The 11,495-nt window shown below is 59.0% G+C and carries 17 protein-coding genes; 7 read left to right on the top strand and 10 right to left on the bottom strand.

The window, feature by feature from the left end; genetic code table 11:
* The 3 genes from EOA86_RS06945 to EOA86_RS06955 all read left to right on the top strand — a co-directional run.
* A partial coding sequence (locus tag EOA86_RS06945; RefSeq protein ID WP_128341072.1) for an autotransporter domain-containing protein occupies window positions 1-624 on the top strand: 624 nt, incomplete at its 5' end.
* 25 nt (window positions 625-649) lie between these two features.
* Entirely contained in the window at window positions 650-850 is a 201-nt protein-coding gene (locus EOA86_RS06950; protein ID WP_126057638.1) for a hypothetical protein, read from the top strand.
* Entirely contained in the window at window positions 847-1,062 is a 216-nt protein-coding gene (locus EOA86_RS06955) for a hypothetical protein (RefSeq protein WP_126057639.1), read from the top strand. The genes EOA86_RS06950 and EOA86_RS06955 overlap by 4 nt, the downstream gene beginning before the upstream one ends.
* A 210-nt stretch (window positions 1,063-1,272) precedes the next feature.
* Here the strand turns inward: EOA86_RS06955 and EOA86_RS06960 are convergent, their stop codons facing one another.
* From EOA86_RS06960 to EOA86_RS06970, 3 genes are all read right to left on the bottom strand, one after another.
* Window positions 1,273-1,986, bottom strand: coding sequence for a hypothetical protein (locus tag EOA86_RS06960; protein ID WP_091599555.1), 714 nt, complete (start codon window positions 1,984-1,986; stop codon window positions 1,273-1,275).
* A 1-nt stretch (window position 1,987) separates the two neighbouring features.
* On the bottom strand, window positions 1,988-2,497 hold the full coding sequence (locus tag EOA86_RS06965) for a DarT ssDNA thymidine ADP-ribosyltransferase family protein (protein WP_128341073.1): 510 nt from the start codon (window positions 2,495-2,497) through the stop codon (window positions 1,988-1,990).
* A gap of 155 nt (window positions 2,498-2,652) precedes the next feature.
* Window positions 2,653-3,690 carry an ISNCY family transposase gene (locus EOA86_RS06970; RefSeq protein WP_164891596.1) on the bottom strand — a complete coding sequence of 346 codons (1,038 nt, stop codon included), beginning with the start codon at window positions 3,688-3,690 and terminating at the stop codon, window positions 2,653-2,655.
* 334 nt (window positions 3,691-4,024) lie between these two features.
* Here EOA86_RS06970 and EOA86_RS06975 point away from each other — a divergent pair, with 334 nt between their 5' ends.
* The gene (locus EOA86_RS06975) at window positions 4,025-4,525 is read left to right on the top strand and encodes an invasion associated locus B family protein (protein ID WP_236473430.1); all 501 of its coding nucleotides are present in this window, start codon (window positions 4,025-4,027) and stop codon (window positions 4,523-4,525) included.
* Between the two features lie 72 nt (window positions 4,526-4,597).
* Here the strand turns inward: EOA86_RS06975 and EOA86_RS06980 are convergent, their stop codons facing one another.
* Entirely contained in the window at window positions 4,598-4,825 is a 228-nt protein-coding gene (locus EOA86_RS06980) for a peptidase dimerization domain-containing protein (protein ID WP_206629970.1), read from the bottom strand.
* Window positions 4,826-4,853: 28 nt separating this feature from the next.
* Here EOA86_RS06980 and EOA86_RS40025 point away from each other — a divergent pair, with 28 nt between their 5' ends.
* The 3 genes from EOA86_RS40025 to EOA86_RS06995 all read left to right on the top strand — a co-directional run bounded on the left by EOA86_RS40025 (window position 4,854) and on the right by EOA86_RS06995 (window position 6,710).
* Complete coding sequence (locus EOA86_RS40025) at window positions 4,854-5,252, top strand: hypothetical protein (RefSeq protein ID WP_245468336.1); 399 nt, start codon at window positions 4,854-4,856, stop codon at window positions 5,250-5,252.
* 297 nt (window positions 5,253-5,549) lie between these two features.
* Entirely contained in the window at window positions 5,550-5,777 is a 228-nt protein-coding gene (locus tag EOA86_RS06990; RefSeq protein ID WP_126057642.1) for a hypothetical protein, read from the top strand.
* A 366-nt stretch (window positions 5,778-6,143) separates the two neighbouring features.
* Window positions 6,144-6,710: a sugar O-acetyltransferase gene (locus EOA86_RS06995; RefSeq protein ID WP_091599538.1), complete on the top strand. Its 567-nt coding sequence runs from the start codon at window positions 6,144-6,146 to the stop codon at window positions 6,708-6,710.
* A gap of 307 nt (window positions 6,711-7,017) precedes the next feature.
* On the opposite strand, the gene EOA86_RS07000 is transcribed toward EOA86_RS06995, so the two are convergent.
* The 6 genes from EOA86_RS07000 to EOA86_RS07025 all read right to left on the bottom strand — a co-directional run bounded on the left by EOA86_RS07000 (window position 7,018) and on the right by EOA86_RS07025 (window position 10,791).
* Window positions 7,018-7,911: an SIR2 family protein gene (locus EOA86_RS07000; RefSeq protein ID WP_091599535.1), complete on the bottom strand. Its 894-nt coding sequence runs from the start codon at window positions 7,909-7,911 to the stop codon at window positions 7,018-7,020.
* A 34-nt stretch (window positions 7,912-7,945) separates the two neighbouring features.
* Window positions 7,946-8,158: a putative nitrogen fixation protein NifT gene (gene nifT / locus EOA86_RS07005; RefSeq protein WP_024505230.1), complete on the bottom strand. Its 213-nt coding sequence runs from the start codon at window positions 8,156-8,158 to the stop codon at window positions 7,946-7,948.
* Entirely contained in the window at window positions 8,155-8,475 is a 321-nt protein-coding gene (locus tag EOA86_RS07010) for a nitrogen fixation protein NifZ (protein WP_029356589.1), read from the bottom strand. Before EOA86_RS07010 ends, nifT begins: the two co-directional genes overlap by 4 nt.
* Window positions 8,476-8,560: 85 nt before the next feature.
* On the bottom strand, window positions 8,561-8,755 hold the full coding sequence (locus tag EOA86_RS07015) for a 4Fe-4S dicluster domain-containing protein (protein WP_091599532.1): 195 nt from the start codon (window positions 8,753-8,755) through the stop codon (window positions 8,561-8,563).
* A gap of 29 nt (window positions 8,756-8,784) precedes the next feature.
* Window positions 8,785-10,266: a nitrogenase cofactor biosynthesis protein NifB gene (gene nifB, locus EOA86_RS07020; protein ID WP_091599529.1), complete on the bottom strand. Its 1,482-nt coding sequence runs from the start codon at window positions 10,264-10,266 to the stop codon at window positions 8,785-8,787.
* A 273-nt stretch (window positions 10,267-10,539) separates the two neighbouring features.
* Window positions 10,540-10,791, bottom strand: coding sequence for a helix-turn-helix domain-containing protein (locus tag EOA86_RS07025; protein WP_311202830.1), 252 nt, complete (start codon window positions 10,789-10,791; stop codon window positions 10,540-10,542).
* Between the last annotated feature and the right edge of the window lie 704 nt (window positions 10,792-11,495).

Consider the following 11,495-nt stretch of genomic DNA (forward strand, 5'->3'; position numbering starts at 1 on the left):
GGCAACAATTATCACCTCGGGATCTACGCTGGCACGCAGCGTGGCCCTCACAGCTTCCGTTCCGGCCTTGCCTATACGTGGAACCGCATCGAGACCGGCAGGTCGGTGGCGTTTCCGGGCTTCTCCGACAGCCTTTCGGCCGATTACCATGCCGGCACGTTCCAGGCTTTCGGCGAACTCGGCTCTCGACTGGATACAGCTTCCGTATCTTTCGAGCCCTATGCGAACCTAGCCTATGTGAACTTCAACGCGGATGGCTTCACAGAGCATGGCGGTGCCGCTGCGCTTTCCGGAAAAGACCGGTCGAGCGACACGACATTCACCACGATAGGGCTGCGCGCCTCGACCGCTTTCCCGCTTGGTTCCGTCAATACAACCGCCCGTGGCGGTATCGGCTGGCGTCATGCGTTCGGCGATGTGGTGCCTGAAACGGCGCTTGCCTTCACAGGCGGCTCATCCTTCGCCGTGGAGGGAACGCCAATCGCAAAGAACGCTGCCGTCTTCGAAGCTGGTATCGATGTCAACCTTACCGACAAGGCAACCATCGGGCTTACCTATAAAGGTCAGCTTGCCTCGGACGCGCAGGAGCATGGCTTCAACGCCAAACTCAGTGTTCGGTTTTAATCGCCGCAAGGGAGGGCGATATGTCATGCCCGATTCCAGCAGCGAACTGACAGCCATCTCTATTGAAAGATCTTATCGCCTTGCAATGGCCGACCATCCTTCGGCCATTGCTGCTTTTGCTTTCCGGAAGGAGTGTTTCGTGAACAAAGTAATTCTAATTGCGATTTGGCAGGGTGCCTTTCTTTCGCTGCCGGGTGCAGTACGTCCGACGGCGGCAACTGGGTGAAGGACGAGACGCCGCGCAGTGCTGCCCAGCAGGACTACACTGAATGCAAGTATCAGTCGGAAATGGCGACGGCGACGATCGGAACGAATAGCCGCCCGAAAACGATGACAGATGCAATCGGGGACGGTGTCGGGGATCGTATCGTCAAGGGTATGGAACAAGGCAATCTCGTCAAGGATTGCATGAGAGCCCGCGGCTACACTCAATCCTGACAGGCAACTCATGGGCTTCCGCCGCTATCGAAGGGATTGTAAAGGACGCGTCGATCTTCGAGAAACGAGGAAGCGGCGTACGATTTCTGTCTCTGAGGGGCTGGGGTCCGACCATGACACGCCGAAGACAGGTGTACTGATACCGGTTACCCGGCGTGCGGTCTCGGCAGTGACCTTGCTGCTCTAGCGAATAAATTGCGCTACTGCCTGCTAGCCGACCCTAAGTCTGGCCTGCTTCAAATGAGGTTGATGCTCGGTCGGCCGAAGCGAATGAGCAGCCATCGCGGCAATGAAAACCTCGGGCGTTTTTAGGTAGCGCTCCAGCTTGTTCTCCCTCATGAGCACTACGAACAGAGCGCACGTTTTCGCCTGACAATTGACCGACTTGGTAGGGTTGAACTCTATGTCAGTGAAACCGGCATACCGCATTTCGCCGTCCACTCGATTTTTGAGCCATACACGGTGAGGAAAGATGGCATTGAGATAAAGCCAATCGTAGAACACGGTCGTGGGTTCTAGCGGGAACTCGAAGCCGTCGAATTTGAAGCCCACCAGTGCGCCGGATTCGCGGAGTCGTGGCTCGCGCTTCGCATCGCGCGGTTCAACCTCGTACAGATCGGTGTACGGCCCGCCACGCTCGAATACCTTACTTCCCTGAAAGGCGTTCTCCAGCGGTATCTCGCCGATGCTGGTCCTCACGCGCAGGTGAAACGCGCTAAGATGCTGGCCGGCGACTTCATCAGACTTGCTAGACACTTCTAGCAGCGGCGCATATCCGGCTTTCTTGGCGGCCTCATGCAGCGACCGTATATTCTTCTTCTTCTGAACCTCAGCGAAGCCACCGGCCCACGGAATTTCGAAATCCAATCGCCTGACGTAACCTTCGTCCTCGGTTGCAGGGATAAAGACTGGTCTCTCAGCCATTCTAAATGTTCCTTACTAAGCCCAGCAGAATGACATGGGGAACCAACACCTCGTATTTCTCCGCCTGAGTGAGACGCGCCTTAATCGCCGAATCCTTCCAGTCCGTTCGGGTGTAAAGTATCTCAAAATCGATTAGCGGTTCAGCCTCTCCGATAGGAATCGATTCGACGCCAGCTTTGTTCGCGACATCGTTGGTAAAACGAACACCCGTGAACTGCATTACCGAGGGGTGTATTTGCAGAAAGATCGTGTCCGTAATCCTCCCATCCTGCCGGGCAACGTACTCCATCGGATGGGTGCTACGAAAGCAAAGGTGGACGTAGTTGCCCATTCCCTTCAACGCGTCGGCGTCACGACTCCATTCATTGCCGCCCGGTGCCGGAACCTTGACCTTCTTCTGGTCAAGCTGCGCGAGTGGATAGAGTCCTCCCATTTCTTTAATCACCGGCAGGTTCCTCCGGTCGGTGAAGTGATAGAGCAGCGGCACCTTATCAAGAGTATCAATTGCCATGTTCCCCTCCGTCGCAGGCCGGTAGCAGCCTTGCCCCACACGGGTGGAATCTTACGGCAGTCATCGTCCGAACGCCATGATCCGAGGCGAGGTGTTCAGATTGGCGACGTTTCTCAATTGTTCTATACGATTAAAATAGAATTCTACATCGCCAACTATGGTTCGAAATCGTCGTGCACGGCAGCTCCACAACGATCATCATCCCGGATCGGACTGTGCGGGAGCTGCAATCGCAGCCGCGCGAAGGCGACCGTGTTGTCACGAGCAACGACGCGCTCCTCCTCGATGCACAGGATCTGGGCCAATTGCTGCGGGTCGGCGGCGACAAAGGCACTGTCTTCAACCGCGGCGGGCCTGGCGAAGCGGGCATTGTGAGCCGGCAGATAGGTCTGTGCGACGAAGCGGTTGGCGGCCTCGATATCAGCCATGCCGGCCAGTGCCAGTTCCCTCGGCAGTCGGTCCTGCAAGGTTGAGAAGATCCGCTCGGAGCGGCCCCTGGCTCCAGGCGAATAGGCTGGAATATGTTCGATGCCGAGCCGCTCGAGCGCCCGACCGACCTGGGTCATGCGAATCTTGTCGACAGCCCCGCCCGCCTTGAGCGTCACGAAATAGTGTCTGCCACGATCGCTGTAGAGGCTTGACGGCAATCCCTTGGCGACAAAGGTCTCCAGAAGTCCCTGGAAGCTCGACGCCGTGCCTTCCTCCTCGATCAGAAAGGCCGAATAGATCGTGCTCGTCGCATCGTCCATAGTCACGATCAGATCCAGCATCGGCCCACTCGCCAGCCACTGATGACGGCTGCCGTCCTGGTGTAGCATCATCCCTTCGCACGGCTTCCTTTCCCGCTTGCGCCGGTGAGCACCGCGCCGCTTGGCCCGTTCCACCAGGCCCGCCGCGTGAAGCTGCGTCTTGATGAAGGTGTAGCCCCAGCTGAAATCGTGATCGCGCAGCAGGTGCTCGTGGAAATGCTTCACGTTCCAGCCAAGGTAGCGATGGCGATAAAGCTCCAGCATCTCCTCGATCGCCTCCACTGGCACCCGGCGCGTCGAAAGCTTGCCCAAACGCCGGTCCAGCAACCCAGCCTCCCCGGCCTCTTCGTAACGGTCGCGATAACGCCGAAATTGCCGCTCCGACATGCCCAGCAACTCGCCTGCCTCCATCATCGAGAGATCGCCGCCAGTCCAACGGCTCAATACGTCCCGAAACTTCTGTATTCTCCGTCCTGGAGCCACGCTGCCCGCTTCATCCCCAGCTTCCATTCGCTGGCGATGAAACCGGACAACTCCTGTGCTACCTAATCCGGACAAATCATGTGCTTACGACACGCCGGAGCGGAACGCTTGCCTGCGGCATCGCGGTCGGGTAATTGTTGCAGATACGTCGGCCCGAAGATCGGCATCGATTTTCGGGCCGACGCGTCGTTTCAATCGGATAGAGCGCCATTCTCGCCTCGAAGGCACGCGCGGCGCTCCACGACAAGGGGGCAACGGAGCTTTGCTGATGTCGGATTCGTCCAGGATTTGTGCGGTGGCCGCGGCCACCCTCATGGCGCTTTCCGCGTCGTTGGCAGCTCAGGAAGCCGGGCTGCCGGGCGGTGCTTCCTCGCTGAAGGAGACCTATGAGGACTGGGATCTCTCCTGCCAGGCCACGCCGACGCTGGTATGCGCGGCTACCTATCAGCAGTCGCAGCAGAACGGACGGCGCCTGCTTGCGGTCGAATTGGGCAAGGGGCAGGAGGACGGCATTGCGGGCAATCTCGTCCTGCCCTTCGGCCTGCAACTCGCCGTCGGCGCGACGCTTCAGGTCGACGATGGGCAAGCGGGCAAGCCGCTGCCCTTCTCGACCTGCCTGCCCGCCGGCTGCTTCGTGCCCCTCAGCTTCGACGCGAAAGCAGCCGCGTCGCTGCGCACGGGCACAACGCTCAAGGTCACGGTTAAGAGTCTCGACCAGAAGGATGTGCCCTTGTCGGTTTCATTGAAGGGTTTGACGGCGGCGCTGGACAGGTTGAAGGTGCTGCTCGGGGCTTAGATTGGGGGCTGGCTGGCTGATGATCTCGGTTGTCACTTTCCTTTGTTCCACTACGGCTTTTCGACATTTTGGTCAGATAATCCCCACGCGCGAGAAGCGCGCGGTCTCGGCCTGAGTGATCTCGGGCGGGCGAGTGGCGCCCGACGCTTCCGACTCCGCGGCAGCGATCCGCTCGATCGCCTTCTTCACCTTTGCACGAACATTCTCGTCGAACGTCCGTACACTGACCTTGAGGAGGGTCTCATCCGGGATTACGTCGTACTTTGTCCCCGCATTGATCGCGCCCACCTTTACAATCATCGCGGCTGTCCTGAGGGAGAGAAGAGTAATGATGCGCAGAACGTTTCTCATGGCGGGCGTGTCCCTGTCTGCCGTAGCGGTCGGCAAGTCCTTAGCCGCGTCGGTATTCCTCGACTACACACAGGAGCAACTGGATACGGCGTATGACCAGTCATTCTGGGCGCCGCGGATGGCGGAACTGGAGGAAGGCGATGGCATCGCCAGCGCCGAGGTCCGGCGCGCGATGCCGCCGCGTCCGGCAAAATACGGTCCAGATGCCAGAGATCTCATCGATGTGTTCGCGCCTGGGATGCCAAGGCCGCCCCGGTCCTGGTCTTCATCCATGGCGGTGCCTGGACCCGAAACACTCGCGAGGATGCATCCTATCCGGCCCCGACCTTCGTTTCGCGCGGGGCGGCCTATGCCGCGCCTGACTTCGGCAGTGTGAAAACGCTGACGCTGCGACAGATGGTCGAGAATTGCAGGCGGGCGGTGGAGTGGACGATGAAGAATGCCGCCAGTTTCGGCGGCGACCCGAACCGGGTGTATGTGGCGGGTCATTCTTCCGGCGCGCATCTGGCGGCCTGCGTCCTCATCACCGACTGGACGGAGCGCAGCCTACCGGCGGATGCCCTCAAGGGCGGCTTGCTGATGAGCGGCATGTATGATCTCTATCCGGTGATGCTTTCCTCGCGCAGCAGCTACCTGCATCTGACGGAGGGGGGAAGAGGCGGAATTCAGCCCGATGCGCCATCTCGACCGGATCACCTGCCCGATTGCCGTCGTGTCAGCCGACCAGGACAGTCCGGAGTTCAAGCGCCAGTCCGATGTGTTCGGTGAAGCGCTGCGCGGCATGGGGAGATTGGCCAGTCGAACGATAGCCTTCAACGCCAACCACTTCCAGGAACCCGAGCATCTGAAAGACCCCGACACTGAAGTCAGCCAGGCGGCGTTCAAGCTGATGGGGATCTGACACGGATGTGTTGCAAACTCTTCAGCTAATGGGATTGTTAGTTTCGTACAAAACGATGCACTTTCTCAATCTTAGAGGGTGTTTGGGAATTAAGTATTTCGGCGTTCGAGCGCGTTGCGCCGCGCTCATGGCACCCGTTGAGATGGGCATGAAAGTGAGTTCGACCGCTGGACAGTTGCCGACTTCGTCAGGTATTGGCCCTGCGACCGGTTGATCTGCGATATTTCCAAAATTCGCAGAAGTTGGTCGAGACGAAACTGTCGCCCCGGCTTGACCACGCGCCCGGCAGACCGAGTTACAAAGTTGCCGAGGCAGTTTGATGTGCGTTCCTGCATCACTGCACGGGACACGACCTGACGGGAGACTATGATGCGTAGCCAGAAAGAAAAGATGCTCGCAGGCGAGTTTTACAATGCGGCGGATCCGGAGATCCAAGCTGACCTGTTGGCCACCGGGGCTTGGCTCAAGCGGTACAATGATACGCTGGGGCAGACCACGGAGCATTGGCATGAGCTTTTGTCCGAGCGGCTGGGAGAGGTTGGGCGCGGAACGGTCATCCGTCCGCCCTTTTTTTGCGACTACGGATTCAATATCCGCATTGGCGCCAATGCCTACATCAACTTCAACTGCGTTATTCTTGACGTGGTAGAGGTCAAAATCGGGCAAGGAACGGCAATTGGGCCTGCCGTGCAGATTTATACCGCCGATCATCCACATGATGCCGAGCAGCGACAGGCCGGCCTGCAGGTCGGGCGTCCTGTTCGCATTGGCAGCCGTGTCTGGATCGGCGGTGGAGCAATCATTCTGCCTGGCGTCACGATTGGCGATAATGCGGTCGTAGGCGCTGGCAGCGTGGTCACACGCGATGTTCCCGCCGGGGCAAAGGTAGTGGGAATTCCTGCTCGCGTCGCCAACCCACATAAACAGGCATAATCAACCTCCTTGACCCTGGAGGTGCATGCGAACTGTCGAAACTGTGCCAAATTTCTGCCGAAGCCATTGAGCGCTGCATATCTTGTCGCGGTTCGGCTCGGGCGCTTCAGTTCTTTTGCCACGGGTGTCACAAAATCATGTGCGTAATGCCGCCGCAACGTGCTCACGTCCCGCAGCAGCGGGCCCTTTCACATGGCCCAACGAATTCAGAGCCTCCGTTGTGCTGCCAGTAGCATTACTGCTCAGATGTATTCCCAACTGAGTTTTCGCCCTTGGAGGCAAGCGACTCACCAGCAATCGCCGGCCATTAATCCTGGCTAGCATCGACCCCGACGAGGCGAGCCGCGGCGTTGCCGATCGGCATGTCGATGACCGTGATTGCGCCTTCGGCAAGGAAACGACGTTCGTTTCTGGTCAGCGTAGCCGAATCGATCACCGCAAAATGTGGGCCAGTGGAGCGCTTCATCATCTGTCTGGCATATGTGCGCAGCATCTGATCGTTGAAGCGACAGCCAACGAAGAAAAAGCCCCGGTTGACGCGCCGTTGCTTCACCACGTCCGGGATCGGCGTCTGGATATCAATTTCGGTTAGGACTTCGACGTAATCGGAATCAGCCACGAGGAAGTTTGCGGCCGGCCTGACGCTGCCGTGCGGCGCATAGAGCACCGTCCTTGCCACTTGTTCGGCGTCGAGTTCTGTTCCTGACAAATCGTAAGTTCTCGTCCAGATGTTACCAATTCCGGTCGCTCGCGTGGTTCCTTGTATCTCGACAACGTCTGTTTGGCCGGCCTCTGCAAGGGCTGCCCGCATGGCGCCATCGTACCAGCTGTCGATGATGACAGACAGTTGAAGGGTTGCGAGCCAGGCGTGAAGAACGGTCGGCTCGGCGGGGGCTGCGAATATCTCCGCCATCCACGCTTGAAGAGTCCGACGATGTCGGCGCTGCTCGATAAACTGCGCGACCGACCACATATTGGTGCGAATCCTGGAAGGGGCAGGCGCCCGCTTGTTGAGCGCCGCGGCGACATCTTCAGGGGTGCAAGGTGCAGGTGATTCCGGCGTGTTAAGCTGCAGAAGACCAGGACCGAGATAGGGGATCACTCGATCGGCCTTGAGAGCGCCCTTCAGCAGGTCAATCAGCTTTTTGGCAAAACTGCCCCGGACGACGACGAGATGGTCCCAGCTCAGCATCGTGTTCATACGCGTTTCCTCTCCGCCACTGAACCCACCGGCATCAGGCCCCGTCGGAAATCTTCATCGCCTCGACGGTGATCGGCAAACGCGTATCGCGCGGAAGGTCGGGCAGCATGAGCCGCCAACCGTTCCTGAGCGTCACGGTCCCGCCCCATAAGTCTGCGTTCTCAATCTCGGTGATCGGCTCTTCGAGATCCTTCTTGGGGACATAAGCCGACAAGCCAGTAGCGGTCCTGCGAATCATTACTTTCATCCGGCTGTTCCTCCGTTGGAAATGCCTTCAGCTCCGCAGGGAACCTCGACTTTGTCGAGGCTAATGAGTTCGCGCGCTCGCATGCCGACGACCGTGCCACGATCGATCCATTCGACCGCATAGATGAAGAATTGCTGGAGAAAGGTTCCAATGTCGCGCACGTAGCCTTCGTCGCCCTTCCGCACGAGGTTTTCGCCGATCTCCTTGCCGGGATAGGTGCCGTCGTTTTTTATGTGGCGTGTTGCACGGACCCGCTCACCCTGCATGAACCGTGGCGGTCTGCCGATTTCGACCTCCTGTTCGCGTCTGGACCACATGCTGTCCATTCCTTTCTCGAGGCTTTTGGTGTGGTCGCGGGTTGCAGGCGTCCTCGCGCGGCGAACCCGACCGTTTCGGTAGGAATCAAGCGGGAACGCAGGTTTTCGGTACCGGACAGACCGACACGCATTGCTGCTTATCGAAGGCCTCCTTGCATTCGGTGCACTTGATTGGATCGATCACATAGGCGTCGCCCTTGAACTTGATCGCTTCCGAGGGACATTCGAACTCGCAGGCCCCGCATTGGGTACATTGGGATGCGATGATCTTGAAAGCCATTCTAACTCCTGGTTATCGGACGAGACCGCTCAGGCCGTCGCCGCTAGTGGTCTGATCCCAAACTCTGCCGCGTAAAGTGCGCTGACTGCGGTCTCGATGTAGTCATGGCCATAGGCGTCGGTTACGCGCAGTCCAGCTCGCGAGAGTTGTTCCTTCGGGCGATTTCCGATCTTGGCGCATAGCACTATGTGTATGCCTTCCAGCGCAGCGAAGACGCCCTCGAGGGTGGCGTCTTCGCCCCCGCCTCCGAGGCAATACCGCTCGACCTTCCGATGCCCGACCAAGCTGATCCCTCTAGGCGAGACTTCATAAACCTGGAATTCCTTCGCGTGGCCGAAGTGTTCGTTGACGCGTCCACCTCCCTTTGTGGCCACCGCAACCAGAAGCGACTTTTCGGAGTCTGTTGCCTTGACCATACCGATGGCCTCGCTCCTCGCCGCCTCATGATCACGGCGCTCGTGTGCGACCACCTGCCGATAGGCCTGACGCTTGCCAGCATCGTAGGTGACATCGTCGGGAATCCCATCCAGCGTGAATTCCTGGCCACGATCTTCACCGAGCAGGCCGACAGCATCTGCCCGGCACTGCCGGCAGTGGCGCATCAACTTGGCGCCACCTTCAAGTCGATCCTGAAGAGCCATCATCTCCATTGCCGTTGGGCCGCGCTGCCCGATGAGTCCGTAGTGGGTGCCGTGCGCCGGGTCCGAAATCAGAGGCATCACGTTGTGCAGGAACGCGCCCCGCTCCTTGACCATTTTGTTCACCTCAAACAGGTGCTGGTCGTTCACTCCAGGAATCATCACCGAGTTGATTTTGGTGAGGATGCCGCGCGCGCTCAGCATCTCCAGGCCCAGCATCTGCCGCGCGTGCAAGATTCGAGCGGCTTCGATGCCGAAGTAGCGGCGATTTTCATAAAAAATCCAAGGATAGATCTTTGCGCCGACTTCCGGGTCGACCATGTTGATGGTGATCGTCACGTGATCAACATTCATTTCGGCAAGCTCAGCTACATGGTCCGGCAGCACGAGCCCGTTGGTGGAGACGCACAGCTTTATGTCGGGGATTTCCCTGATGACGCGGTCGAACGTTGCCTTCGTTTTCTCCCAGTCGTAACAGGCATCCCCCGGCCCAGCGATGCCAAGAACCGAAAGCTGCGGAACTTCGTTGGCAACCGCGATGACCTTGCGTAGCGCTTGGTCGGGCGTCAGCTTCTCAGACACAACACCAGGCCGGCTCTCGTTGGCGCAATCGTATTTGCGATTGCAGTAGTTGCACTGGACATTGCAAGCCGGCGCGACCGCCACATGCATACGCGCGAAATAGTGATGCGCTTCCTCCGAAAAGCAGGGGTGATCCTTGATCTTGTCCCAAATAGCCGGATCCACATCGCCCGGGCTGGTCGGCGACGAACCGTAGGAGGACGGTGCGCAGCCACCGGATTTCGCGGCTGCCAGAAAACCCTCGGATGTCGTGCTGGTCGGCCCCTCAATCGAAACTGTCGGTGAGGACATCAAACGGCTCCGTTGCTGGTAACGTCGCGGTTCAAGGTGCAAGAGCCATACCAACTTAAAAAAGCGGCTTCAGTTCACTATTTGGGTCGATGTCGGATTGTGTGAGGCCGGCGCGACACAATTTTGTCCTGCTTGCGACAGTGCAAGTCCAAATCCGTTCAGAAGCACAAAGCACTCCTTGTCGCGCAGAGGGCGCGCAAGACCACTGGCCTGACGATTGGCTCATCAGGCTCTTAGAATTTCCTTCACCTCGAGACTATGCCGGCGTATCGCCTAGCCGACTTGTCGCGGCGTGAGGCGGAGAATTCGAGCCGCATTAGCCTGAACCCAGCCGGCCTTCTCCATTGTGTCGATCAGCCGGTCACGCTCCGTCCGTCGCGGTCCCAGCGCCGGTCCGGCCGTATCGTTAGAATCGCAACCGGCTATCTCGTGTTCAGGGGCGCCGATGCGCCTAACCGGCTTCGTGCTGGGCCGTGAGAGCTCGTCGATGCCATTGCCACGTTCCGAAAGATTGGTTCCTTCCAGAGGAGAACGCGCAAGTGTGGCTGTTCTTTACACGCAGTTCTCCAGCTCGCGGACGTTGCCGGGGAAATAGCATTGCGAGATCAGCTCAACTGCCGACGGCGTAAAGCCATGGTTCTCCATATTTCAAGGGTAAGCGCTGTGTCCTTCCAGGAGTGCCCGCGATCTGTGGGCCTGCCGATTCTGAGGTGGATCGGAGATCGGCTTGTGTCTGAACTTGAACTTTACGATTGACCCTGAGCGGCAGCCTCGGCGTTTCAAGGTGATCAACGGCGCTGTTAGTCGGCAGGCATTGGTCGATGGACGACAAGGGACGGAGTCATCGCCGAGACCCTGGGGCCGAACGTGGTGATCTCGGAGGTTGCCCGGCGCTACGGGCTGCGGCCGCGGCGGAACGCTCGCAAGCTTGCGACGTCGGCAGGACAGGCCACTCCCGCCTTTGTTCCGGTGGTGGTTTCGGTGGCGCCACCGGAACGACCCGTTGGGCCTACATCCGTGCACCAGAACTCAAGGCCGCGGCCTGAGAATCGGCCGCCCGCTCACCCTTTACTTGGTTCCTCAGCCGACAGCGCTAAGAAGGAGAGCAACTTCCGTCGGTGCGAGGATCATTGCGTCGTGGCCAGTGGCGAGTTCCTGCCACGCCCAGCCATCCTGCTTCGCGACCCATTCTCGCGCTCCCGCCGTCGGCGGGTGGAGCGGATTAGTGC

Source organism: Mesorhizobium sp. M5C.F.Ca.IN.020.32.2.1 (assembly GCF_004023105.1).
GTDB classification, from domain to species: domain Bacteria; phylum Pseudomonadota; class Alphaproteobacteria; order Rhizobiales; family Rhizobiaceae; genus Mesorhizobium; species Mesorhizobium wenxiniae.

What these genes read in the sequence shown, in the direction of transcription:
- EOA86_RS06950 (WP_126057638.1), top strand. Translation starts at nt 650, where the DNA reads ATGCCCGATTCCAGCAGCGAACTGACAGCCATCTCTATTGAAAGATCT.
- EOA86_RS06990 (WP_126057642.1), top strand. Translation starts at nt 5,550, where the DNA reads ATGCGCCATCTCGACCGGATCACCTGCCCGATTGCCGTCGTGTCAGCC.
- EOA86_RS40025 (WP_245468336.1), top strand. Translation starts at nt 4,854, where the DNA reads ATGATGCGCAGAACGTTTCTCATGGCGGGCGTGTCCCTGTCTGCCGTA.
- nifB (WP_091599529.1), bottom strand. Translation starts at nt 10,266, where the DNA reads ATGTCCTCACCGACAGTTTCGATTGAGGGGCCGACCAGCACGACATCC.
- EOA86_RS07000 (WP_091599535.1), bottom strand. Translation starts at nt 7,911, where the DNA reads ATGAACACGATGCTGAGCTGGGACCATCTCGTCGTCGTCCGGGGCAGT.
- EOA86_RS06960 (WP_091599555.1), bottom strand. Translation starts at nt 1,986, where the DNA reads ATGGCTGAGAGACCAGTCTTTATCCCTGCAACCGAGGACGAAGGTTAC.
- EOA86_RS06995 (WP_091599538.1), top strand. Translation starts at nt 6,144, where the DNA reads ATGATGCGTAGCCAGAAAGAAAAGATGCTCGCAGGCGAGTTTTACAAT.
- nifT (WP_024505230.1), bottom strand. Translation starts at nt 8,158, where the DNA reads ATGAAAGTAATGATTCGCAGGACCGCTACTGGCTTGTCGGCTTATGTC.
- EOA86_RS06980 (WP_206629970.1), bottom strand. Translation starts at nt 4,825, where the DNA reads ATGATTGTAAAGGTGGGCGCGATCAATGCGGGGACAAAGTACGACGTA.
- EOA86_RS06965 (WP_128341073.1), bottom strand. Translation starts at nt 2,497, where the DNA reads ATGGCAATTGATACTCTTGATAAGGTGCCGCTGCTCTATCACTTCACC.
- EOA86_RS07010 (WP_029356589.1), bottom strand. Translation starts at nt 8,475, where the DNA reads ATGTGGTCCAGACGCGAACAGGAGGTCGAAATCGGCAGACCGCCACGG.
- EOA86_RS07015 (WP_091599532.1), bottom strand. Translation starts at nt 8,755, where the DNA reads ATGGCTTTCAAGATCATCGCATCCCAATGTACCCAATGCGGGGCCTGC.